Below are 21971 nucleotides of genomic sequence, written 5' to 3'. Positions count from 1 at the left end.
GTCAGTCCGGGCAGATGACCTGTGTCGAACCGGTGGCGCCATAGGGCAGGCAGCGCGCGCCGGGCTGGATGTACTGCACGTGGCAGCTGCGCTCGGCGGGGCAGCTGACGCCGCCCGAGGACGTGGCGGGCGGCTGCAGGCCGGCGGCCGCGGTCCGCTCGTTCTCGCGCCAGCTGATCATCACGCCCAGCTGCCGGCGGTCGACGGGAGTGTCCTCGCTGGCCACGAGGAACACCCGGGCATGGCCCAGCGGCAGCGTCTGCTGCACGGTGGCCAGCCACAGCGCGCGGTCGCGGCTGATCAGCTGGGCGCCGCTGCAGGCGCTGGTGGTGCAGCTGGCCTGCAGGGTGCGCAGCGCCGCCAGTTCGGTGGCGCCGGGCGTTGCCGCGGGTTCGGGCGTATCGATGGCATAGCTGGCCAGCAGGGACAGCCCGTTGGGATTGACGCGGATGCGCTCGCTCAGGTCCTCGATCAGGCGCACCGCCTGGGCGCGGCGCACGCTGGTCTGCGTGTCGGCCAGCGTGCGCATCTGCACGCCCAGGATGCCCAGCACGCCCAGCGCCATGACCACGATGGCCACCAGCGACTCGATCAGCGTGACGCCGCGCTGCTTCAGGACCTGCATGCCGCACCTTCCTCCTCGTGGATGCGCGCGCCCGAGGAGATGCACAGCGTGCGCGTGGCCGGGGAGGCGTTGCCGTCGGGGAAGGGCGCGACCACGAAGCTCTTGGCTCCCAGGCCGTCCATCTTCCCCCAGCGGTCCACGGCGATGCTGGCCGTGCCGCCGCTGTGGCGGACCTGGATGTTCGCGGGAATCTGCACCAGCTGCAGCAGCTCCTCGTTGGCGGAGAAGCTGCCGTCGGCGTCGCTGTCGACGAACACCTGCCAGCCGCACCCCCAGTCGGCGGCCGCGGCGGCCAGCGTGCAGCCGTTGGTGTTGTTGGCCAGCTTCTGGATGGCGACATTGCCGCCGCGCTTGATGGCTTCGGAGCGCGCCAGCCGCAGGGTGTCGGTGAGCGCGCCCACGCTCTGCTTGACGCGCCAGCGCTCGAGCACCGGTTTGAACGAGGGCACGGCCAGCGTCATCAGCAGCGCCGCGATGGCCAGGGTGACGAGGATCTCGACCAGCGTCAGGCCCGCCGCATGGCGCATGCCCGGGTCTGCGAAGCGGGAGGATCGGAGCTTCATGCCTGCACTGGAACACGGATCCGCACCCGCTTCCAGCAAAGGCCGACAGGCGGCAGGCTGCGTCCGACCAGCGGAGTGCCGGGCGCTCGGATTCAGCGCCGCCCGGACGCTGCGCGGGGGCGCGCCAGCGCATGGCCCAGGCAGGCGCCGGCGTTGGGCAGACCGCGGCATTCGCGTGCCAGGCGCCGGTCGCGCTGCTGCGTGCTTTCCTCGGAGGGGCTGGGCAGGTGGACGATGCGCGGCTTGCGTTGGCTGGCCCGCGTTGGCGGGCGTGCTGCAGTGACCGGGTCGCCACCGGCCTGCGTGGCGGATGCGCCGCGTGCGGTGGCGGACTGTGCGGCGTTGGCAGCCGTACAGCACAGCAAAGCCAGCACCATGGCCGGCGGCAGCATCGGGAAGCGCATGATCCATCTCCTGTACAGGGAGAAAACGGCGCAGATTCTGCGCTTGCGCGACCGGCTGTGCGGCCTTCGACCCTGACTGCAGCCCCGGTAAAACCAGGCGTGGCCAGGCAGGCAAAAGGGCGGCGCGCTATAATCGTGGGGTTTTGCATGGTGCAAGACGCACGCCGATGGCCGTTCCAGCCGCTGGCGCAAGTCATCAGGAGCGCGGTCTTCGCCGCTCCGCATAAAAGGAAAAAATCATGATCGCATCCTCTATCAAGGCCGAAGTCGTCAAGGCCAATGCCCGTGCCGAAAACGACACCGGCAGCCCGGAAGTCCAGGTCGCGCTGCTGACCGCACGCATCAACGAACTGACCCCCCACTTCAAGCAGCACGCCAAGGACCATCACGGTCGCCGCGGCCTGCTGCGCATGGTGAGCCGCCGCCGCAAGCTGCTGGACTACCTCAAGTCCCGCGATGCCGACCGCTACACCGCGCTGATCGCCAAGCTGGGCCTGCGCAAGTAAGTCGAGTCGGATAGAAGAACGCCTGAGTTAGCCCGCTAGCTCAGGCGTTTTTTACTTCGGAGGATGGATAACAGAGCGAAGCTATGTCATTCCACCAGCCCTGTGCAGTGCCTCGCGGCACAGGTTTGATGGAATGGCATCGTGTTCTGATTTGTCCTCCCAACCATTGTCAGCTATCGACTTTTAGCTATCAATCAAGGAGCAAGAATGAGCATTTTCAACAAAGTGACCAAGACTTTCCAATGGGGCCAGCACACGGTCACCATGGAAACCGGCGAGATCGCGCGCCAGGCTTCGGGCGCGGTGCTGGTGAACATCGACGACACCGTGGTGCTGGCCACCGTGGTGGCCTCGAAGAAGGCCAAGGCCGGCCAGGATTTCTTCCCCCTGACGGTGGACTACATCGAGAAGACCTACGCCGCCGGCAAGATCCCCGGCAGCTTCTTCAAGCGCGAAGCCAAGCCCAGCGAGCATGAGACGCTGACCAGCCGCCTGATCGACCGCCCGATCCGCCCGCTGTTCCCCGAGGGCTTCTACAACGACGTGCATGTCGTGATCCACACCGTGTCGCTGAACCCCGAAGTCGATGCCGACATCGCCGCGCTGATCGCCTCGTCGGCCGCGCTGGCCATCTCGGGCATCCCCTTCAGCGGCCCCATCGGCGCCGCCCGCGTGGGCTACATCAACGGCGAATACGTGCTCAACCCCGGCCAGACGCAGCGCAAGGACTCGCAGATGGACCTGGTCGTCGCCGGCACCGAAGCCGCCGTGCTGATGGTCGAGTCCGAAGCCCAGCAGCTGTCGGAAGAGATCATGCTCGGCGGCGTGGTCTTCGGCCACGAGCAAAGCCGCATCGCCATCGACGCCATCCACGAGCTGGTGCGCGACGCCGGCAAGCCGGTCTGGGACTGGCAGGCTCTCGCCAAGGACGAGGCGCTGATCGCCCAGGTCGCAGCGCTGGGCGAGCAGGCCCTGCGCGACGCCTACCAGATCCGCAACAAGCAAAGCCGCACGCACGCCTGCCGCGACGCCTACGCCGTGGTCAAGGCCGGCCTGACCGAGCAGGGCGTGGTCTTCGACGACGTCAAGGTCGACGGCATGCTGTTCGACATCGAAGCGCGCATCGTGCGCAGCCAGATCCTGGCCGGCGAGCCGCGCATCGACGGCCGCGACACGCGCACCGTGCGCCCGATCGAGATCCGCAACTCGGTGCTGCCCCGCACCCATGGCTCGGCGCTGTTCACGCGCGGCGAGACCCAGGCGCTGGTCGTGGCCACGCTGGGCACGGAACGCGACGCCCAGCGCATCGACGCGCTGGCCGGCGAGTACGAAGACCGCTTCATGATGCACTACAACATGCCTCCCTTCGCCACCGGCGAAGTGGGCCGCATGGGCTCGACCAAGCGCCGCGAGATCGGCCATGGCCGCCTGGCCAAGCGCGCCCTGGTGGCGGTGCTGCCGACCAAGGAAGAGTTCCCCTACACCATGCGCGTGGTGTCGGAAATCACCGAGTCGAACGGTTCCTCGTCGATGGCTTCGGTCTGCGGCGGCTGCCTGTCGCTGATGGACGCCGGCGTGCCGATGAAGGCCCACGTGGCCGGCATCGCCATGGGCCTGATCAAGGAGGACAACCGCTTTGCCGTGCTGACCGACATCCTGGGCGACGAGGATCACCTGGGCGACATGGACTTCAAGGTGGCCGGCACGACCAACGGCATCACCGCGCTGCAGATGGACATCAAGATCCAGGGCATCACCAAGGAGATCATGCAGGTCGCCCTGGCCCAGGCCAAGGAAGCGCGCATGCACATCCTGGGCGCCATGCAGTCCGCCATGGGCGAAGCCAAGACCGAAGTCTCGAACTTCGCTCCCAAGCTCTACACCATGAAGATCAACCCCGAGAAGATCCGCGACGTGATCGGCAAGGGCGGCTCGGTGATCCGGGCGCTGACCGAAGAGACCGGCTGCCAGATCAACATCGACGAAGACGGCACGATCACCATCGCCGCGACGGAAGCCGCCAAGGCCGACGAAGCCAAGAAGCGCATCGAGCAGATCACCGCGGAAGTGGAAATCGGCAAGGTCTACGAGGGCCCCGTGACCAAGATCCTCGACTTCGGCGCGCTGATCAACCTGCTGCCCGGCAAGGACGGACTGCTGCACATCAGCCAGATCGCCCACGAGCGCGTGGAAAACGTCAATGACTATCTGCGCGAAGGCCAGATCGTCAAGGTCAAGGTCATGGAAACCGACGAGAAGGGCCGCGTCAAGCTGTCCATGAAGGCCCTGGCCGAGCGCCCCGCAGGCGAGCAGCGCAGCGAGCGTCCGGCCCCGTCCGAGCGCCGCGAGCCGCGTGAACCGCGCGAGTTCCGTGAGCCGCGCGAGCCGCGCGAACCGCGTGAGTTCCGCGAGCCGCGCGAGCCACGCGAGCCCCGCGCTCCGCGTGCCGATGACCAGCAGCAATAAGCGGCTGGTCCAGCGACCGCCGCTGCGCTGAGGAATCGGCCTCCGTCATGGGAGGCCGATTTTTTGGTTTCTGCCGGGTTCGTGGCGCCGGAGGGCAACCACCGGACGCCGATTCCATTTCTTTTCGTGAGATTGCCCATGCGCGCTGTTGAAATCACCTCTCCCGGAGGCCCCGAGGTACTGCAATTGACCGAGCGTCCGACCCCCGCGGCCGGCGCCGGCGAACTGCTGATCCGCGTGGCGGCCAGCGGCATCAACCGTCCCGACGTGCTGCAGCGCAAGGGTCGCTACGCCCCGCCTCCAGGCACCTCGGACCTGCCGGGCCTGGAAGTGGCCGGCGTGGTGGAGGGCGGCGACGCCCAGGCCATGGCCGATGCCGGCTTAAAGGTGGGCGACCGCGTCTGCGCGCTGGTGGCCGGCGGCGGCTATGCCGAGTATTGCGTCGCGCCCGTGGCGCAGTGCCTGCCGGTGCCGCAGGGGCTGTCGGACGTCGAGGCGGCCTCGCTGCCCGAGACCTATTTCACGGTCTGGAGCAACGTGTTCCAGCGCGGCGCGCTGCAACCCGGCGAGACGCTGCTGGTGCAGGGCGGCAGCAGCGGCATCGGCGTCACGGCGATCCAGCTGGCGCTGGCCTGGGGCGCGACGGTGATCGTCACCGCGGGCACCGACGCCAAGTGCGACAACTGCCTGGAATTGGGCGCGCACCACGCGATCAACTACAAGTCCCAGGACTTCGCGGCCGAGGTGATGCGCATCACCGAAGGACGCGGCGTGGACGTCATCCTCGACATGGTCGCTGGCGACTACGTCGAGCGTGAAGTCGGCTGCCTGGCCGAGGACGGGCGCCTGGTGATCATCGCGGTGCAGGGTGGCGTCAAGTCGCAGTTCGATGCCAGCCTGGTGCTGCGCCGGCGCCTGACGATCACCGGCTCGACGCTGCGTCCGCGCCCGGTGGCCTTCAAGGGCGCGATCGCGCGCGCGCTGCGCGAGAATGTCTGGCCCTGGCTGGAATCGGGCAAGGTGCGCCCCGTGGTCTTTCGCCAATTCGCCGCCGAGCAGGCCGTGCAGTCGCATGCGCTGATGGAATCGAGCGAGCACACCGGAAAAATCGTTTTGACATGGCAAGCATGAAGAAAAAACTCATTGTCGGGAACTGGAAGATGAATGGCAGCCTGGCTGCCAACGCCGCGCTGATCGGCGCGCTGAAAGATGGCCTCGCATCCCAGGACGCCGACGCCGGCTGCGGGGTGGCCGTGGCCGTGCCCGCGCCGTACCTGGCGCAGGTGCAGGGCCTGACCGAAGGCAGCCGCATCGCGCTGGCGGCGCAGGACGTGTCGGAGCACGCGGTCGGCGCCTTCACCGGCGAGAGCTCGGTCGAGATGCTGCGCGACTTCGGCGTGCGCTATGCGCTGGTGGGCCATTCCGAGCGCCGCCAGTACCATGGCGAGACCGACGCCGTCGTGGCCGCCAAGGCCCAGCGCGCGCTGGCCGGGGGCGTCACGCCCATCGTCTGCGTGGGCGAGACGCTGCAGGAGCGCGAAGCCGGCGAGACCGAGAACGTCGTCAAGCGCCAGCTCGCCGCCGTGGTGCAGGCGGTCGGCCATCTGGTGACCGAACTGGTCGTGGCCTATGAGCCCGTCTGGGCCATCGGCACGGGCCGCACCGCCACGCCCGAACAGGCGCAGGAAGTGCATGCCGTGCTGCGCGCCCAGCTGGCCGCGGCCACCACGCAGGCCGAAGGCATTGCCCTGCTGTACGGCGGCAGCATGAATGCGGCCAACGCCGCGCAGCTGCTGGCCCAGCCCGACATCGACGGCGGCCTGGTGGGCGGCGCCTCGCTCAAGGCCGCGGATTTTCTGCAGATCATCGCTGCGGCCGGCACAGGCGCTGCCGACTGAACGCAGCGCGCTTTATTGTTTAGTTAGGAGTTGAAAGAAATGAATGCATTTGCAAGCGTGATCCTTGCCATCCAGATGTTGACGGCGCTGGCCATGATCGGCCTGATCCTGATCCAGCACGGCAAGGGCGCGGACATGGGCGCGTCCTTTGGCGGCGGCAGCTCGGGGAGCCTGTTCGGCGCTTCGGGCAGCGCGAACTTCCTGTCGCGCACGACCGGCATCCTGGCCGCGGTGTTCTTCGTCGCGACGCTGGCCCTGGCCTATATCGGCAACAGCCGCGCGCCCACCACGGGCAGCGTGCTGGAAGGCCCGGCCGCCAGCGTGCCCGTGCCTGCCGCAGGCACTGCGCCGGCAACGCCCGCGGCACCCGCTGCTCCTGCGGCACCGGCCGAAGGCGCGGCGCAGATCCCGACCAAGTAATCTCAAAAATCTGAAAAATCTCTGCTACTAGGGGTTTTTCAGAGTAGAATACTTAGATTGTTCGGGAGGTCAAAGTCTTGCAAAAGACTCCTCTAGCTTCCCGATAAAAAGGATTGAGACGAAGCCGTCGTGGTGAAATTGGTAGACACGCTATCTTGAGGGGGTAGTGGCGAAAGCTGTGCGAGTTCGAGTCTCGCCGACGGCACCATAATATAGACAAAGCCTGCCCAGATGATCAGGCTGTGATCAGTGCTGGGCGTGCCTTTGGTAAAAGGTTTGAGCCCCAGATGAACCTCGATCAGTATCTCCCCGTTCTTCTGTTCATCCTGGTAGGTGCTACCATCGGCATCCTGCCTCTGGCATTGGGCTATTTTCTCGGCCCCAACCGCCCGGACGCCGCCAAGAACTCCCCCTACGAATGTGGCTTTGAAGCCTTCGAGGACGCACGCATGAAGTTCGACGTGCGCTACTACCTCGTGGCCATCCTGTTCATCCTGTTTGATTTGGAAATCGCCTTTCTCCTTCCCTGGGCAGTCTCGCTCCAGGAAGTGGGCCTGGCAGGTTTCGCCGCTGTCGTGATCTTTCTGGCCATCCTGGTCGTGGGCTTTGCCTACGAGTGGAAAAAGGGTGCGCTGGACTGGGAATGACCGGCATTCAATAAGGAAACACGATGATCGAAGGCGTGATGAAGGAAGGCTTCATCACCACGAGCTATGACTCGGTGGTGAATTGGGCCAAGACCGGTTCGCTGTGGCCGATGACCTTTGGTCTGGCCTGCTGCGCGGTGGAAATGATGCATGCCGCTGCGGCACGCTATGACATCGGACGCTTCGGCGCCGAGGTGTTCCGCGCCAGCCCACGGCAATCCGACCTGATGATTGTTGCCGGCACGCTGTGCAACAAGATGGCTCCGGCCCTGCGCAAGGTCTACGACCAGATGTCGGAGCCGCGCTGGGTCATTTCCATGGGCACCTGCGCCAATGGCGGTGGCTACTACCACTACAGCTATTCCGTGGTGCGCGGTTGCGACCGCATCGTCCCGGTCGATGTCTACGTGCCCGGCTGCCCGCCGACGGCCGAGGCGCTGATCTACGGGATCATCCAGCTGCAGCAGAAGATTCGCCGCACCAATACCATCGCTCGCGTCTGAAGGGTTGATGATGACCGCAATTGCAATTCAGCCCGAAAAGCTTCGGGATCTGGTGGCCGCTGCATTGGGCGATCGCGCCCGCAGCGTGACCTTGGCCCTGGGCGAAGTGACCGTCGAAGTGTCGGCAGCGCAGTACCTCTCGGCGATGGAGCTGCTCAAGAGCCATCCCGACTGCCGCTTCGAGCAGCTGATCGACCTGTGTGGCGTCGACTACTCGACCTATGCCGAAGTCGGCCGCGACGGCCCGCGCTACGCCGCGGTCTCGCACCTGCTGTCGGTGAGCCTGAACCAGCGCGTGCGCGTGCGCGTGTTCTGCCCCGATGACGACTTCCCGCTCGTGGCCTCGGTCAGCGAGATCTGGAATGCCGCCAACTGGTTCGAGCGCGAGGCCTTCGACCTGTTCGGCATCGTCTTCGACGGCCACAACGACCTGCGCCGCATCCTGACCGACTACGGCTTCATCGGCCATCCGTTCCGCAAGGACTTCCCGCTCTCCGGCCATGTCGAGATGCGCTACGACCCCGAGCAGCGCCGCGTGGTGTACCAGCCGGTGACCATCGAGCCGCGCGAGATCATCCCGCGCATCATCCGCGAAGAGAACTACGGAGGCCTGCACTGAGGTGCCGCGCACCTCTCGAGTAGACGCACATGGCTGAAATCAAAAACTATTCCCTGAACTTTGGCCCGCAGCACCCGGCAGCGCACGGTGTGCTGCGGCTGGTGCTCGAGCTCGATGGCGAAGTGGTGCAGCGCGCCGACCCGCACATCGGGCTGCTGCACCGCGCGACCGAAAAGCTCGCCGAGCACAAGACCTACATCCAGTCGCTGCCCTACATGGACCGCCTCGACTACGTGTCGATGATGTCCAACGAGCATGCCTACTGCCTGGCGATCGAGAAGCTGCTGGGCATCGAGGTGCCCAAGCGCGCGCAGTACATCCGCGTGATGTTCGCCGAGATCACGCGCCTGATGAACCACCTGATGTGGCTGGGCTCGCACGGCAACGACTGCGGCAGCTCGACCATCCTGATCTACACCTTCCGCGAACGCGAAGACCTGATGGACATGTACGAGGCGGTGTCGGGCGCGCGCATGCACGCGGCCTATTTCCGTCCGGGCGGCGTGTACCGCGACCTGCCCGAGAGCATGGCCCAGTACAAGGTCAGCAAGGTCAAGAACGCCAAGGCCATCGAAGCCCTGAACCGCAACCGCCAGGGCTCGCTGCTGGACTTCATCGACGACTTCACGCAGCGCTTCCCCAAGTGCGTGGACGAGTACGAGACCCTGCTGACCGAGAACCGCATCTGGAAGCAGCGCACCGTGGGCATCGGCGTCGTCACGCCCGAGCGCGCGCTGAACCTGGGCATGACCGGCCCGATGCTGCGTGGCTCGGGCATTGCCTGGGACCTGCGCAAGAGCCAGCCCTACGAGGTCTATGGCGAGCTGGATTTCGACGTGCCCGTGGGCGTCACCGGCGACTGCTACGACCGCTATCTGGTGCGCGTGGCCGAGATGCGCGAGTCCAACCGCATCATCAAGCAGTGCGTGGACTGGCTGCGCGCCAACCCCGGTCCGGTCATCACCGACAACCACAAGGTGGCGCCGCCATCGCGCGAGTCGATGAAGAACAACATGGAAGAGCTGATCCACCACTTCAAGCTCTTCACCGAAGGTTTCCACGTGCCCGAAGGCGAGGCCTATGCCTGCGTCGAGCACCCCAAGGGCGAATTTGGCATTTACCTGGTGAGCGACGGGGCCAACAAGCCCTATCGCCTGAAGATCCGCGCGCCTGGCTTTGCACACCTGCAAACGCTCGACGAGATGGCCCGCGGCCACATGATTGCCGACGCCGTGGCGATCATCGGCACCATGGATATCGTGTTCGGAGAGATTGACCGATGATTACTGAAGCGACTAAGGCGCGCTTTGCGCGCGAGGTGGCCAAGTACCCTGCCGACCAGAAGCAGTCGGCCGTGATGGCCTGCTTGTCCATCGTCCAGCAGGAGCAGGGCTGGGTCAGCCCGGAGAGCGAGGCGCTGATCGCCGAGTACCTGGGCATGCCGCAGATCGCCGTGCATGAAGTCACGACCTTCTACAACATGTACAACCAGCAGCCGGTGGGCAAGTACAAGCTCAACGTCTGCACCAACCTGCCGTGCCAGCTGCGCGACGGCTACAAGGCGTTGCACCACCTGGAGTCCAAGCTGGGCATCAAGATGGGCGAGACCACGGCCGACGGCCTGTTCACGCTGCAGCAGTCCGAGTGCCTGGGCGCCTGCGCCGACTCGCCGGTCATGCTGGTCAACGACCGCAACATGTGCAGCTTCATGAGCAACGAAAAGCTCGACGAGCTGGTGGACGGCCTGCGCGCCGCGGAAGGCCAAGCATGAGCCAGGCAGCACAAGACGTCCTGGCGCGCTTCGCGTCGTCGGGCAATGAGACCTGCTTCCACGACCGCCACATCGAGCCGCAGATCTATGCCGGCCTCGACGGCAGCAACTGGTCGCTCAAGGACTATGTCGCGCGCGGCGGCTACGAAGCGCTGCGCAAGGTCCTGGCCCAGGACGGCGGCGAAGGCCTGACACAGGACCAGGTGATCGCCACCGTCAAGGAATCGGGACTGCGCGGCCGCGGCGGCGCGGGTTTCCCCACGGGCCTGAAGTGGAGCTTCATGCCGCGCCAGTTCCCCGGCCAGAAGCACCTGGTGTGCAACTCGGACGAGGGCGAGCCCGGCACCTGCAAGGACCGCGACATCCTGATGTTCAACCCGCACATCGTGATCGAGGGCATGGCCATCGCGGCCTACGCCATGGGCATCACCGTGGGCTACAACTACATCCACGGCGAGATCTTCGAGGTCTATGACCGCTTCGAAGCCGCGCTGCAGGAAGCCCGCGAAGCCGGCTTCCTGGGCGACAACATCATGGGCAGCGGCTTCAGCTTCCAGCTGCACGCGCACCATGGTTTCGGCGCCTACATCTGCGGCGAGGAAACTGCGCTGCTCGAATCGCTCGAAGGCAAGAAGGGCCAGCCGCGCTTCAAGCCGCCGTTCCCGGCCAGCTTCGGCCTGTACGGCAAGCCGACGACGATCAACAACACCGAGACCTTCGCGGCGGTGCCCTGGATCATCCGCAACGGCGGCCAGGCCTACCTCGAGTGCGGCAAGCCGAACAACGGCGGCACCAAGATCTATTCGGTCAGCGGCGACGTCGAGCTGCCGGGCAACTACGAAGTGCCGATGGGCACGCCGTTCTCCAAGCTGCTCGAGCTCGCCGGCGGCGTGCGCAAGGGCCGCAAGCTCAAGGCTGTCATTCCCGGCGGCTCGTCGTCTCCGGTGCTGCCGGCCGACGTCATCATGCAGTGCACGATGGACTACGACTCGATCGCCAAGGCCGGCTCGATGCTCGGCTCGGGCGCCGTGATCGTCATGGACGACTCGCGCGACATGGTCGAGTGCCTGCTGCGCCTGTCGTACTTCTATTCGCACGAGTCCTGCGGCCAGTGCACGCCCTGCCGCGAAGGCACGGGCTGGCTGTGGCGCGTGGTGCACCGCATCCAGCACGGCCAGGGCCGTCCCGAAGACATCGAGCTGTTGGACTCGGTGTCCGTGAACATCATGGGGCGCACGATCTGTGCGCTGGGCGATGCGGCAGCGATGCCGGTGCGCGCCATGATCAAGCATTTCCGCCCGGAGTTCGAAGCGAAGATCCAGAGCGCTTCCAAGCAGACCGCCTCGGCGGTTTGATCGCGAGACAAGCATATGGTTGAAATTGAACTGGACGGTCAGAAGGTGGAAGTTGCCGAAGGCTGCATGGTCATGCATGCCGCCGAGAAGGCCGGTACCTACATTCCTCACTTCTGCTACCACAAGAAGCTTTCCATCGCGGCCAACTGCCGCATGTGCCTGGTGGACGTCGAAAAGGCGCCCAAGCCGATGCCTGCCTGCGCCACTCCGGTGACGCAGGGCATGATCGTGCGCACCAAGAGCGAGAAGGCCATCAAGGCGCAGCAATCGGTGATGGAGTTCCTGCTCATCAATCACCCGCTGGACTGCCCGATCTGCGACCAGGGCGGCGAATGCCAGCTGCAGGATCTGGCCGTGGGCTATGGCGACGGCAGCTCGCGCTATGAGGAAGAAAAGCGCGTCGTTCTGAACAAGAACGTCGGCCCGCTGGTCTCCATGGCGGAAATGACGCGCTGCATCCACTGCACCCGTTGCGTGCGCTTCGGCCAGGAAGTGGCCGGCGTGATGGAACTGGGCATGATCCACCGCGGCGAGCATTCCGAGATCACCACCGTGGCCGGCGACACCATCGACTCCGAGCTCTCGGGCAACATGATCGACATCTGCCCGGTGGGCGCGCTGACCAGCAAGCCCTTCCGCTACCAGGCCCGCACCTGGGAGCTGTCGCGCCGCAAGTCCGTCAGCCCGCACGATTCCACCGGCGCCAACCTGATCGTCCAGGTCAAGAACCACCGCGTCATGCGCGTTCTGCCGCTGGAGAACGAAGCCGTCAACGAATGCTGGCTGGCCGACCGCGACCGTTTCTCCTACGAAGCGCTCAACAGCGAGGAGCGCCTGACGCGCCCCATGCTCAAGCAGGGTGGCGAATGGCGTGAAGTCGACTGGCAGACGGCGCTCGAATACGTGGCCAACGGCTTGCAGCAGATCAAGCAGGACCATGGCGCCAACGCCATCGGCGCGCTGGTCAGCCCGCACAGCACGCTCGAAGAGCTGCACCTCGCAGCCCAGCTGATGCGCGGCCTGGGCAGCGACAACATCGACCACCGCCTGCGCCATGCCGAGTTCGCACCTGCGGCCGGCGTGCAATGGCTGGGCACCACGATTTCCTCGCTGTCGCAGCTGCAGTCGGTGCTGGTCATCGGCTCCAACCTGCGCAAGGACCATCCGCTGTTTGCCCAGCGCATCCGCCAGGCAACGCGCAAGGGCTGCCAGGTGCATGCCATCAACGGCCAGGAATTCGACTGGGCCATGCCCGTCGCGCAATCCGTGGTCAACGCCGCCGACTGGGCGCAGGCACTGGCCGATGTGGCCGCTGCCGTGGCCCAGGAGAAGGGCATCGACGCTCCCGTGCAGACCGCTGCCTCGAACGAGCAGGCCCAGGCCATTGCCAAGGCGCTGCTGTCGGGCGAGCGCAAGGCGATCCTGCTGGGCAACGCCGCAGCGCACCATGCGCATGCCTCGAGCCTGCTGGCCCTGGCGCAGTGGATCGGCGCGCAGACCGGTGCCAGCGTCGGCTACCTGACCGAAGCCGCCAACACCGTCGGCGCGCAGTGGGTCAAGGCCCAGCCGCAGGCCGGTGGCCTCAACGCCGGCCAGATGCTGGCGGCGGGCGGCCTCAAGGCGGCGCTGCTGATCAACACCGAACCCGCATTCGATTCGGCGGCCGGTGCCCGCGGCCTGGACGGCGCGCAGATGGTCGTCACGCTGAGCCCCTTCAAGGCCAACATGGACATCAGCGACGTGCTGCTGCCGATCGCGCCCTTCTCGGAAACCCCGGGGACCTTCGTCAACGCCGAAGGCCGCATCCAGAGCTTCCATGCCGTGGTGCGTCCGCTGGGCGATACGCGCCCTGCCTGGAAGGTGCTGCGCGTGCTGGCCAACCTGCTGGGCGTGCCCGGCATGGCCTACGAAACGGCGCAGGAAGTGCTGGCCGAAATTGCGCAAGGAGCAGAGCAGGTGCCTGCAGACATTCTGAACAACGCCGCGCTGGCCCCCATGGCCGTGCGCCGCGAAGCCATCGCCGAGCCGGTCGTGGCCCGCATCTACCAGCTCGACGGCATCGTGCGCCGCTCGCCGCCGCTGCAGGCCACGGCCGATGCCAGGGCAGACGGCCAGGCCCGTGACGGAGGTGCCGCATGATCGACGCTCTGTACAACGGCGGCCTCGGGCTGTTCGCCGGTGCCTGGTGGACCGCCGTGGTCTGGCCGGTGCTCTGGATCCTGCTGAAGATCGTCGCCATCGTCGCGCCGCTGATGGGCGCCGTCGCCTACCTGACGCTGTGGGAGCGCAAGCTGCTGGGCTTCATGCAGGTGCGCCACGGCCCCAACCGCGTGGGCCCCTTCGGCCTGCTGCAGCCGCTGGCCGACGGCCTGAAGCTGCTGACCAAGGAAATCATCCAGCCGACGGCCGCCAGCAAGGGCCTGTTCTTCCTGGGCCCAGTCATGGCCATCATGCCGGCGCTCGCTGGCTGGGTGGCGATTCCCTTCGGCCCCGATGTCGCGCTGGCCAACGTCAACGCCGGCATCCTGCTGATCATGGCCATCACCTCGATCGAGGTCTATGGCGTGATCATCGCCGGCTGGGCCTCGAACTCGAAGTACGCCTTCCTGGGCGCGCTGCGCGCCTCGGCGCAGATGGTCAGCTATGAAATCGCCATGGGCTTCTGCTTCCTGGTCGTGATCATGGTCTCGGGCAGCATGAACCTGACCTCGATCGTCCTGAGCCAGGGCACGGGCATGGCCGCCGACATGGGCATGGGCATCCTGTCGTGGAACTGGCTGCCGCTGCTGCCGATCTTCCTCGTCTACCTGATCTCGGGCGTGGCCGAAACCAACCGCCACCCCTTCGACGTGGTCGAAGGCGAAGCCGAGATCGTGGCCGGCCACATGGTCGAGTACTCGGGCATGGGCTTCGCGATCTTCTTCCTGGCCGAATACGCCAGCATGTGGCTCGTGTCCATCCTGGCGGTGGTGATGTTCCTGGGCGGCTGGCTGCCACCGTTCGACTTCCTGTCGTTCATCCCCGGCTGGATCTGGCTCGGTATCAAGACCTTCGTCGTCGTGTCGATGTTCATCTGGATCCGCGCCACCTTCCCGCGCTTCCGCTACGACCAGATCATGCGTCTGGGCTGGAAGATCTTTATCCCGGTCACCCTGGTGTGGCTGGTCATCGTGGGTGCCTGGCTGCACTCGCCTTGGAACATCTGGAATTAAGCGGGGACACAAATGGCTGCTGTTGCTGCTACGAACTTTTCTATCAAGGACTTCTTCAAGAGCTTCATGCTCTGGGAGCTGGTCAAGGGCATGACGCTCACGGGCCGCTACGCCTTCCGCCGCAAGGTGACGGTGCAGTTCCCCGAGGAGAAGACGCCCCTGTCGCCGCGCTTTCGCGGCCTGCACGCGCTGCGCCGCTACGACAACGGCGAAGAGCGCTGCATCGCCTGCAAGCTGTGCGAGGCCGTGTGCCCGGCGATGGCCATCACCATCGAGTCGGATGTGCGCGAGGACGGCACGCGCCGCACCACGCGCTACGACGTCGACCTGACGAAGTGCATCTTCTGCGGCTTCTGCGAGGAAAGCTGCCCGGTCGACTCGATCGTCGAGACGCACATCCTCGAATACCACGGCGAGAAACGCGGCGACCTGTACTTCACCAAGGACATGTTGCTGGCCGTTGGCGACCGCTACGAAGCCGACATCGCCGCCGCGCGCGCGGCCGATGCCAAGTACCGCTGAGGCGGCGCCTGAACACCCAAGAAGATTCGATTCATGGACGCCAAAACTGCTTTTTTCTATCTGTTCGCGGTGGTGCTGCTCGTGGCCTCGTTCCGCGTGGTGACGGCGCGCAACCCCGTGCACGCCGTGCTCAACCTGATCCTGGCCTTCTCGCAGGCCGCCGCGATCTGGCTGCTGCTGCGGGCCGAGTTCCTGGCCATCGCGCTGGTGCTGGTCTACCTGGGCGCCGTCATGGTGCTCTTCCTGTTCGTGGTGATGATGCTTGACATCCGCATCGACGCGCTGCGCCAGGGCTTCTGGAAGCATTTCCCGCTGGCCGCCTTCATCGGCGTGCTGATCGTGTTTGAAATGGGCATGGTGCTGATGAACGGCTTCAGCAGCATCGAGGAACCCAAGGCGATCGCCACCACGGTGCTCAACGCCGCCGGCCAGCCCGAGCCCTACTCGAACACCAAGGAACTGGGCCGCCTGCTCTACACCGAGTACCTGTACCCGGTGGAAATCGCGGCCACGATCCTGCTGGTGGCGATGGTGGCGGCCATTGCCCTGACGCTGCGCCGGCGCAAGGACAGCAAGGCGATCAACCCATCGGAGCAGATCCGTGTGCGTGCCCAGGACCGCGTGCGCATCGTGAAGGTGGCGCCGACCCTCGCGCCGCAGGTACAAGAAGACGCAGGCAACGCCGCCGCGCAGGAGACAAAGGCATGACGCTCACACTCGGGCATTTCCTGACACTGGGGGCGGCGCTGTTCGCCATCGCTGTCATCGGCATCTTTCTGAACCGCAGGAACCTGATCGTCCTGCTCATGGCCATCGAGCTGATGCTGCTGGCCGTGAACATGAATTTCGTGGCTTTCTCCCACTATCTCGGTGACATGCACGGCCAGGTGTTCGTGTTCTTCATCCTGACCGTGGCGGCTGCCGAATCGGCGATCGGCCTGGCCATCCTGGTGTTGCTGTTCCGTAACAAGTCCAGCATCAACGCGGAAGACCTCGACACCCTCAAGGGTTGAGCGGCCGCAACAAGCAAGGTTCTTCAGAAATGAGTCAAACCCTCTCCGCATCCACCCTGCTGGCCGTGCCCCTGGCGCCGCTGGTGGGCTCGGCGCTTGCCGGCCTGTTCGGCACGGCCTTCGGCGGCAACCGCATCGGCCGCGCCGCCAGCCACTCGCTGACCATCCTCGGCGTGTTCATCGCCTTCGTGCTCTCCGCCTTCACGCTCAAGAGCGTCATGATGGACGGCGCCAGCTTCAACGAAACGCTCTACACCTGGATGCAGGTGGGCAGCCTGAAGATGGAAGTCGGCTTCATGGTCGACAGCATCACCGCGATGATGATGGTCGTCGTGACCTTCGTGTCGCTGATGGTCCACCTCTACACCATTGGATATATGCACGAAGACGCGGGCTACAACCGCTTCTTCTCGTACATCTCGCTGTTCACCTTCTCCATGCTGATGCTGGTGATGAGCAACAACCTGCTGCAGCTGTTCTTCGGCTGGGAAGCGGTGGGCCTGGTGTCTTACCTGCTGATCGGCTTCTGGTACAACAAGCCGACGGCGATCTTCGCCAACATGAAGGCCTTCCTGGTCAACCGCGTGGGCGACTTCGGCTTCATCCTGGGCATCGGCCTGATCGGCGCCTACGCCGGCACGCTCAACTACACCGAGATCTTCGCCAGGTCGCAGGAACTGGGCGCGCTGAGCTTCCCCGGCACCGACTGGATGCTGATCACCGTCATCTGCATCTGCCTGTTCATCGGCGCGATGGGCAAGTCGGCGCAGTTCCCGCTGCACGTCTGGCTGCCCGACTCGATGGAAGGCCCGACCCCGATCTCCGCGCTGATCCACGCCGCCACCATGGTGACGGCCGGCATCTTCATGGTGTCGCGCATGTCGCCGCTGTTCGAGCTGTCGGACACCGCGCTGAACTTCATCCTGATCATCGGAGCGATTACCGCGCTGTTCATGGGCTTCCTGGGCATCATCCAGAACGACATCAAGCGCGTCGTCGCCTACTCCACGCTGTCGCAGCTGGGCTACATGACCGTCGCGCTGGGCGCCTCGGCCTACTCGGTCGCCGTGTTCCACCTGATGACGCACGCCTTCTTCAAGGCGCTGCTGTTCCTCGGCGCGGGTTCCGTCATCATGGGCCTGCACCACAACCAGGACATGCGCTGGATGGGTGGCGTGCGCAAGTACATGCCCATCACCTGGATCACCTCGCTGCTGGGCTCGCTGGCGCTGATCGGCACGCCGCTGTTCTCGGGCTTCTACTCGAAGGACATGATCATCGAGGCGGTGCACTTCAGCCAGCTGCCCGCGGCCGGGTTCGCGCACTTCGCGGTGCTGGCCGGCGTGTTCGTCACGGCGTTCTACTCGTTCCGCATGTACTTCCTGGTCTTCCACGGCAAGGAACGCTATGACCAGAACCCCGACGCGCACCATGACGACCACCATGCGCATGACGACCACCACGGCCATGGCCCAGATACCAAGCCGCACGAGTCGCCCTGGGTCGTGACCGTGCCGCTGGTGCTGCTGGCGATTCCCTCGGTGTTCATCGGCTACTTCGCCATCGAGCACATGCTGTTCGGCTCCTTCTTCGACGGCGTCATCACCGTCGACGGCAGCAAGCACGGCGCGATGGCCGGCATCGAAGGCATCTTCCACGGCGCCGCGGCGATGGCTCTGCACGGCCTGCAGACCGCGCCTTTCTGGCTGGCGCTCGCCGGCGTGGCGCTGGCCTACTACATGTATATGGTCAACCCGGCGCTGCCGGCGGCCATCAAGCGCCGCAGCATGCCGATCTACAACCTGCTCGAGAACAAGTACTACCTCGACTGGTTCAACGAGAACGTGCTGGCGCGCGGCACGCGCGGCCTGGGCTTCAGCCTGTGGAAGTTCGGCGACCAGGCGGTCATCGACGGCGCCGTGGTCAATGGCTCGTGGAAGCTCGTGGCGCGCATCGCCGCCTGGGCGCGCGCGCTGCAGACCGGCTACATCTACCACTACGCGTTGGTCATGATCCTGGGCATCTTCCTGCTCATGACCTACTTCGTCTGGCTCAACAAGTAAGGAAGAACAAAAATGGGTTTGTTGAGTCTTGCCATCTGGACTCCGATCGTCTTCGGTGTCCTGCTGCTGGCCCTGGGCCGCGAGGAGCACGCACGTGCCGTTCGCTGGCTGGCGCTGGTTGGTGCCCTGGTCGGCCTGGCGGTCACGCTGCCGCTGTACCAGGGGTTCGACAACGGCACGGCCGCCGCGCAGTTCGTCGAGAAGGTGCTCTGGATCGAGCGCTTCAACGTCAATTACCACCTCGGGGTTGACGGCCTGTCGTTCTGGTTCGTGCCGCTGACGGCCTTCATCACGGTGATCGTGGTGATCGCCTCCTGGGAGTCGATCACCGAGCGCGTGAACCAGTACATGGCCGCGTTCCTGATCCTGTCGGGCCTGATGATCGGCGTGTTCAGCGCGCTCGACGGCATGCTGTTCTACGTGTTCTTCGAAGCCACGCTGATTCCGATGTACCTGATCATCGGCATCTGGGGCGGCCCGAACAAGATCTACGCCGCGTTCAAGTTCTTCCTGTACACGCTGCTCGGCTCGCTGCTGATGCTGATCGCGCTGATCTATCTGTACGTGCAGTCGGGCGGCAGCTTCGACATCGCGACCTGGCACGCGATGCCGCTGTCGGGCACGGCCCAGACGCTGCTGTTCTTCGCCTTCTTCGCGGCGTTCGCCGTGAAGGTGCCGATGTGGCCGGTGCATACCTGGCTGCCCGACGTGCACGTCGAGGCGCCCACCGGTGGCTCGGCCGTGCTGGCGGCGATCATGCTCAAGCTTGGCGCCTATGGTTTCCTGCGCTTCTCGATGCCCATCGCTCCCGACGCCACGCGCGAATGGGCGTGGCTGATGATCGCGCTGTCGCTGATCGCCGTGATCTACGTGGCCATGGTGGCGCTGGTGCAGCGCGACATGAAGAAGCTGGTGGCTTACTCGTCCGTCGCGCACATGGGCTTCGTGACGCTGGGCTTCTTCATCTTCAACGACCTGGGCGTCTCGGGCGGCCTGGTGCAGATGATCGCCCACGGCTTCGTGTCGGGCGCGATGTTCCTGTCCATCGGCGTGCTGTACGACCGCGTGCATTCGCGTGAGATCGCAGCCTACGGCGGCGTGGTGAACACCATGCCCAAGTTCGCCGCCTTCGCGCTGTTCTTCGCCATGGCCAACTGCGGCCTGCCCGCCACCGCCGGCTTCGTCGGCGAGTGGATGGTGATCCTGGGCGCGGTGAAGTTCAACTTCTGGGTCGGCTTCGGCGCGGCCACGGCGCTGATCTTCGGCGCCAGCTACACGCTGTGGATGTACAAGCGCGTGTACCTGGGCCCGGTGGCCAACGACAACGTGCGCAGCCTGACCGACATCAATGCCCGCGAATTCTTCGTGCTGGCGGTGCTGGCGGCAGCCGTGCTCTACATGGGCGTGCACCCCAAGCCCTTCACGGATGTGATGGACGTTTCCGTGGCCCAGCTGCTGCAGCAGGTTGCCGCGTCCAAGCTTCCCTGACAGACTGAATTGAGAGAACCGAGATGATTGACAATATCAGCTGGCTTGCGATCTACCCGGAGATACTGCTCCTGGTCATGGCATGCGTGATCGCCCTGGTCGACCTGGGCGTGCACAGCCCGCGCCGCACCGTTACCTATGTGCTGACGCTGCTGACCCTGGCAGTGGTGGCCGTGCTCCAGGGCGTGTATGCCTCGGGCGGCCAGACCTTCTACGGCTGGGGCAACATGGTGGTCAGCGACGCGATGGGCAACTGGCTCAAGTGCTTCGCCACCGTGGCCCTGATGGTGACGCTGGTCTATGCGCGTCCCTACGCGGCCGACCGCGACATGCTGCGTGGCGGCGAACTGTTCACGCTGTCGCTGTTCGCGCTGCTGGGCATGTTCATCATGATCTCGGGCAACAACTTCCTGATGCTGTACCTCGGCTTGGAACTGATGACGCTGGCCAGCTACGCGCTGGTGGCGCTGCGCCGCGACAATGAAGTGGCCGTCGAGGCCGCGATGAAGTATTTCGTGCTGGGCGCGATAGCCAGCGGCTTCCTGCTCTACGGCATGTCGATGATCTACGGCGCGACCGGTTCCCTCGACATCGGCCAGGTGTTCCGTGCCATCAACTCCGGCGAGATCCGCCACCAGGTGCTGGTGTTCGGCCTGGTCTTCGTCGTGGCTGGCCTGGCCTTCAAGATGGGCGCGGTGCCTTTCCACATGTGGCTCCCCGACGTCTACCAGGGCGCTCCCACGGCGGTGACGCTGATCATCGGCGGCGCGCCCCAGCTGGCCGCGTTTGCCATGACCATCCGCCTGCTGGTGGACGGCCTGCTGCCGCTGGCCATCGACTGGCAGCAGATGCTGGCGGTGCTGGCCATCGGCTCGCTGCTGATCGGTAACCTGGCGGCCATCGGGCAGAGCAACCTCAAGCGCATGCTGGCCTACTCGACGATCTCGCAGATGGGCTTCGTGCTGCTGGGCCTGCTGTCGGGCGTCGTGAACGGCAACGTCGACCCCGCCACCGTCGAGAACGCCTACAGCTCGGCGATGTTCTATGTCATCACCTATGTGCTGACCACGCTGGCGACCTTCGGTGTCGTGCTGCTGCTGGCACGCGAAGGTTTCGAGAGCGAGGAGATTTCCGACCTGGCTGGCCTGAACCAGCGCAGCCCGCTGTATGCCGGCGTCATGGCGATCTGCATGTTCTCCATGGCCGGTATCCCGCCGCTGGTGGGCTTCTATGCCAAGCTGGCGGTGCTGCAGTCGCTGGTGGCCTCGGGCCAGACCCTGTACATCGCGCTGGCGGTGTTCGCGGTGATCATGTCGCTGATCGGCGCCTACTACTACCTGCGTGTCGTCAAGGTCATGTACTTCGACGCGCCGATCACCGCGACCAGCGTGTCCGCGCCCCTCGACGTGCGTGCGGTGCTGAGCGTCAATGGCGCGCTGGTGCTGGTGCTGGGCCTGTTCCCGGGCGGCCTGATGTCGCTGTGCGCCGATGCCATCGTGCGAGCGCTGGCTTCCTGATCCCGCGCGTTAAACTGCCACCTCTGGATCGGGCCGGGCCCGGTCCAGAGGTTTTTATTTATCTATGACTCAGACTGCGTCCATCTGGTTGGTGATTCTGGCGGCCTTCGTGGCCGCCAATTTGCCGTTCATCAACCAACGCTGGTTCGTGGCGGGGCCGGTGGCAGTCGGGCGCAAGCCACTGGCAATGCGCCTGCTGGAGATGCTGCTGCTGTATTTCCTGGTCGGCGGCCTGGCGCGGCTGCTCGAGCAGCGCGTGGGGCAGATCGCGCCCCAGGGCTGGGAGTTCTATGCGATCACCGCTACACTCTTCCTGACGTTGGGCTTCCCCGGTTTCGTCTACCGTTACCTGCTTCGCCATCGTCATTGAACGGCATGG

General features: G+C 65.2%; 23 protein-coding genes and 1 tRNA gene. 21 read left to right on the top strand and 3 right to left on the bottom strand.

All coding sequences use genetic code 11. From position 1 onward, the window contains the following. Nucleotide 1: 1 nt before the first annotated feature. From pilV to M9799_RS03975, 3 genes are all read right to left on the bottom strand, one after another. Nucleotides 2-625, bottom strand: a complete 624-nt coding sequence (gene pilV / locus M9799_RS03985; protein WP_263725588.1) for a type IV pilus modification protein PilV — start codon at nucleotides 623-625, stop codon at nucleotides 2-4. Further along, on the bottom strand, nucleotides 613-1188 hold the full coding sequence (locus M9799_RS03980) for a GspH/FimT family pseudopilin (RefSeq protein WP_231044051.1): 576 nt from the start codon (nucleotides 1186-1188) through the stop codon (nucleotides 613-615). The genes pilV and M9799_RS03980 overlap by 13 nt, the downstream gene beginning before the upstream one ends. Before the next feature lie 92 nt (nucleotides 1189-1280). Next, nucleotides 1281-1592: a hypothetical protein gene (locus M9799_RS03975; protein WP_231044052.1), complete on the bottom strand. Its 312-nt coding sequence runs from the start codon at nucleotides 1590-1592 to the stop codon at nucleotides 1281-1283. A gap of 239 nt (nucleotides 1593-1831) precedes the next feature. Here M9799_RS03975 and rpsO point away from each other — a divergent pair, with 239 nt between their 5' ends. The 21 genes from rpsO (at nucleotide 1832) to M9799_RS03870 (ending at nucleotide 21962) form a co-directional block, all read left to right on the top strand. Further along, on the top strand, nucleotides 1832-2098 hold the full coding sequence (gene rpsO, locus M9799_RS03970; RefSeq protein ID WP_159914338.1) for a 30S ribosomal protein S15: 267 nt from the start codon (nucleotides 1832-1834) through the stop codon (nucleotides 2096-2098). Nucleotides 2099-2305: 207 nt separating this feature from the next. Further along, nucleotides 2306-4564: a polyribonucleotide nucleotidyltransferase gene (pnp, locus tag M9799_RS03965; protein ID WP_231044053.1), complete on the top strand. Its 2259-nt coding sequence runs from the start codon at nucleotides 2306-2308 to the stop codon at nucleotides 4562-4564. A 138-nt stretch (nucleotides 4565-4702) separates the two neighbouring features. Next, entirely contained in the window at nucleotides 4703-5695 is a 993-nt protein-coding gene (locus tag M9799_RS03960; RefSeq protein WP_231044054.1) for an NAD(P)H-quinone oxidoreductase, read from the top strand. Beyond that, complete coding sequence (gene tpiA, locus M9799_RS03955; protein ID WP_231044055.1) at nucleotides 5692-6462, top strand: triose-phosphate isomerase; 771 nt, start codon at nucleotides 5692-5694, stop codon at nucleotides 6460-6462. Before M9799_RS03960 ends, tpiA begins: the two co-directional genes overlap by 4 nt. Before the next feature lie 39 nt (nucleotides 6463-6501). Then, nucleotides 6502-6882: a preprotein translocase subunit SecG gene (gene secG, locus M9799_RS03950; protein ID WP_231044056.1), complete on the top strand. Its 381-nt coding sequence runs from the start codon at nucleotides 6502-6504 to the stop codon at nucleotides 6880-6882. Nucleotides 6883-7005: 123 nt separating this feature from the next. Then, nucleotides 7006-7090, top strand: a tRNA-Leu gene (locus M9799_RS03945). Nucleotides 7091-7169: 79 nt separating this feature from the next. Next, complete coding sequence (locus M9799_RS03940; protein WP_231044057.1) at nucleotides 7170-7529, top strand: NADH-quinone oxidoreductase subunit A; 360 nt, start codon at nucleotides 7170-7172, stop codon at nucleotides 7527-7529. Between the two features lie 23 nt (nucleotides 7530-7552). Next, the gene (locus M9799_RS03935; RefSeq protein WP_231044058.1) at nucleotides 7553-8032 is read left to right on the top strand and encodes a NuoB/complex I 20 kDa subunit family protein; all 480 of its coding nucleotides are present in this window, start codon (nucleotides 7553-7555) and stop codon (nucleotides 8030-8032) included. A 10-nt stretch (nucleotides 8033-8042) separates the two neighbouring features. After that, nucleotides 8043-8651, top strand: coding sequence for an NADH-quinone oxidoreductase subunit C (locus tag M9799_RS03930; RefSeq protein ID WP_231044059.1), 609 nt, complete (start codon nucleotides 8043-8045; stop codon nucleotides 8649-8651). A gap of 29 nt (nucleotides 8652-8680) precedes the next feature. Further along, nucleotides 8681-9934 (top strand): NADH-quinone oxidoreductase subunit D, encoded by a 1254-nt coding sequence (locus M9799_RS03925; protein ID WP_231044060.1) that lies wholly within the window; start codon nucleotides 8681-8683, stop codon nucleotides 9932-9934. Continuing rightward, the gene (nuoE, locus tag M9799_RS03920) at nucleotides 9931-10422 is read left to right on the top strand and encodes an NADH-quinone oxidoreductase subunit NuoE (RefSeq protein WP_231044061.1); all 492 of its coding nucleotides are present in this window, start codon (nucleotides 9931-9933) and stop codon (nucleotides 10420-10422) included. Before M9799_RS03925 ends, nuoE begins: the two co-directional genes overlap by 4 nt. Next, nucleotides 10419-11777, top strand: coding sequence for an NADH-quinone oxidoreductase subunit NuoF (gene nuoF, locus M9799_RS03915; RefSeq protein WP_231044062.1), 1359 nt, complete (start codon nucleotides 10419-10421; stop codon nucleotides 11775-11777). The genes nuoE and nuoF overlap by 4 nt, the downstream gene beginning before the upstream one ends. Before the next feature lie 15 nt (nucleotides 11778-11792). Next, nucleotides 11793-13916 (top strand): NADH-quinone oxidoreductase subunit NuoG, encoded by a 2124-nt coding sequence (nuoG, locus tag M9799_RS03910; protein WP_231044063.1) that lies wholly within the window; start codon nucleotides 11793-11795, stop codon nucleotides 13914-13916. After that, nucleotides 13913-14989, top strand: coding sequence for an NADH-quinone oxidoreductase subunit NuoH (nuoH, locus tag M9799_RS03905; RefSeq protein ID WP_231044064.1), 1077 nt, complete (start codon nucleotides 13913-13915; stop codon nucleotides 14987-14989). The genes nuoG and nuoH overlap by 4 nt, the downstream gene beginning before the upstream one ends. Before the next feature lie 12 nt (nucleotides 14990-15001). Next, complete coding sequence (gene nuoI / locus M9799_RS03900) at nucleotides 15002-15511, top strand: NADH-quinone oxidoreductase subunit NuoI (protein WP_231044065.1); 510 nt, start codon at nucleotides 15002-15004, stop codon at nucleotides 15509-15511. Between the two features lie 33 nt (nucleotides 15512-15544). Continuing rightward, complete coding sequence (locus M9799_RS03895; protein WP_231044066.1) at nucleotides 15545-16219, top strand: NADH-quinone oxidoreductase subunit J; 675 nt, start codon at nucleotides 15545-15547, stop codon at nucleotides 16217-16219. Next, on the top strand, nucleotides 16216-16524 hold the full coding sequence (nuoK, locus tag M9799_RS03890; RefSeq protein WP_231044067.1) for an NADH-quinone oxidoreductase subunit NuoK: 309 nt from the start codon (nucleotides 16216-16218) through the stop codon (nucleotides 16522-16524). Before M9799_RS03895 ends, nuoK begins: the two co-directional genes overlap by 4 nt. A gap of 29 nt (nucleotides 16525-16553) precedes the next feature. Continuing rightward, a complete protein-coding gene (gene nuoL, locus M9799_RS03885) occupies nucleotides 16554-18587 on the top strand; it encodes an NADH-quinone oxidoreductase subunit L (protein ID WP_231044068.1) in 2034 nt (677 codons plus the stop codon). A gap of 12 nt (nucleotides 18588-18599) precedes the next feature. Beyond that, nucleotides 18600-20075: an NADH-quinone oxidoreductase subunit M gene (locus M9799_RS03880; RefSeq protein WP_231044069.1), complete on the top strand. Its 1476-nt coding sequence runs from the start codon at nucleotides 18600-18602 to the stop codon at nucleotides 20073-20075. 23 nt (nucleotides 20076-20098) lie between these two features. After that, a complete protein-coding gene (gene nuoN, locus M9799_RS03875; RefSeq protein ID WP_231044070.1) occupies nucleotides 20099-21592 on the top strand; it encodes an NADH-quinone oxidoreductase subunit NuoN in 1494 nt (497 codons plus the stop codon). Nucleotides 21593-21656: 64 nt separating this feature from the next. Beyond that, nucleotides 21657-21962: a DUF2818 family protein gene (locus tag M9799_RS03870; RefSeq protein WP_231044071.1), complete on the top strand. Its 306-nt coding sequence runs from the start codon at nucleotides 21657-21659 to the stop codon at nucleotides 21960-21962. Nucleotides 21963-21971 lie beyond the last annotated feature (9 nt).

This window comes from Comamonas endophytica, assembly GCF_023634805.2.
Lineage (GTDB): Bacteria > Pseudomonadota > Gammaproteobacteria > Burkholderiales > Burkholderiaceae_C > Comamonas > Comamonas endophytica.
The sequence above is the reverse complement of the archived record's forward strand: the minus strand, read 5'-3'. Positions and strand labels throughout refer to the sequence as shown.

What these genes read in the sequence shown, in the direction of transcription:
- pilV (WP_263725588.1), bottom strand. Translation starts at nt 625, where the DNA reads ATGCAGGTCCTGAAGCAGCGCGGCGTCACGCTGATCGAGTCGCTGGTG.
- M9799_RS03980 (WP_231044051.1), bottom strand. Translation starts at nt 1,188, where the DNA reads ATGAAGCTCCGATCCTCCCGCTTCGCAGACCCGGGCATGCGCCATGCG.
- M9799_RS03975 (WP_231044052.1), bottom strand. Translation starts at nt 1,592, where the DNA reads ATGCGCTTCCCGATGCTGCCGCCGGCCATGGTGCTGGCTTTGCTGTGC.
- rpsO (WP_159914338.1), top strand. Translation starts at nt 1,832, where the DNA reads ATGATCGCATCCTCTATCAAGGCCGAAGTCGTCAAGGCCAATGCCCGT.
- pnp (WP_231044053.1), top strand. Translation starts at nt 2,306, where the DNA reads ATGAGCATTTTCAACAAAGTGACCAAGACTTTCCAATGGGGCCAGCAC.
- M9799_RS03960 (WP_231044054.1), top strand. Translation starts at nt 4,703, where the DNA reads ATGCGCGCTGTTGAAATCACCTCTCCCGGAGGCCCCGAGGTACTGCAA.
- tpiA (WP_231044055.1), top strand. Translation starts at nt 5,692, where the DNA reads ATGAAGAAAAAACTCATTGTCGGGAACTGGAAGATGAATGGCAGCCTG.
- secG (WP_231044056.1), top strand. Translation starts at nt 6,502, where the DNA reads ATGAATGCATTTGCAAGCGTGATCCTTGCCATCCAGATGTTGACGGCG.
- M9799_RS03940 (WP_231044057.1), top strand. Translation starts at nt 7,170, where the DNA reads ATGAACCTCGATCAGTATCTCCCCGTTCTTCTGTTCATCCTGGTAGGT.
- M9799_RS03935 (WP_231044058.1), top strand. Translation starts at nt 7,553, where the DNA reads ATGATCGAAGGCGTGATGAAGGAAGGCTTCATCACCACGAGCTATGAC.
- M9799_RS03930 (WP_231044059.1), top strand. Translation starts at nt 8,043, where the DNA reads ATGACCGCAATTGCAATTCAGCCCGAAAAGCTTCGGGATCTGGTGGCC.
- M9799_RS03925 (WP_231044060.1), top strand. Translation starts at nt 8,681, where the DNA reads ATGGCTGAAATCAAAAACTATTCCCTGAACTTTGGCCCGCAGCACCCG.
- nuoE (WP_231044061.1), top strand. Translation starts at nt 9,931, where the DNA reads ATGATTACTGAAGCGACTAAGGCGCGCTTTGCGCGCGAGGTGGCCAAG.
- nuoF (WP_231044062.1), top strand. Translation starts at nt 10,419, where the DNA reads ATGAGCCAGGCAGCACAAGACGTCCTGGCGCGCTTCGCGTCGTCGGGC.
- nuoG (WP_231044063.1), top strand. Translation starts at nt 11,793, where the DNA reads ATGGTTGAAATTGAACTGGACGGTCAGAAGGTGGAAGTTGCCGAAGGC.
- nuoH (WP_231044064.1), top strand. Translation starts at nt 13,913, where the DNA reads ATGATCGACGCTCTGTACAACGGCGGCCTCGGGCTGTTCGCCGGTGCC.
- nuoI (WP_231044065.1), top strand. Translation starts at nt 15,002, where the DNA reads ATGGCTGCTGTTGCTGCTACGAACTTTTCTATCAAGGACTTCTTCAAG.
- M9799_RS03895 (WP_231044066.1), top strand. Translation starts at nt 15,545, where the DNA reads ATGGACGCCAAAACTGCTTTTTTCTATCTGTTCGCGGTGGTGCTGCTC.
- nuoK (WP_231044067.1), top strand. Translation starts at nt 16,216, where the DNA reads ATGACGCTCACACTCGGGCATTTCCTGACACTGGGGGCGGCGCTGTTC.
- nuoL (WP_231044068.1), top strand. Translation starts at nt 16,554, where the DNA reads ATGAGTCAAACCCTCTCCGCATCCACCCTGCTGGCCGTGCCCCTGGCG.
- M9799_RS03880 (WP_231044069.1), top strand. Translation starts at nt 18,600, where the DNA reads ATGGGTTTGTTGAGTCTTGCCATCTGGACTCCGATCGTCTTCGGTGTC.
- nuoN (WP_231044070.1), top strand. Translation starts at nt 20,099, where the DNA reads ATGATTGACAATATCAGCTGGCTTGCGATCTACCCGGAGATACTGCTC.
- M9799_RS03870 (WP_231044071.1), top strand. Translation starts at nt 21,657, where the DNA reads ATGACTCAGACTGCGTCCATCTGGTTGGTGATTCTGGCGGCCTTCGTG.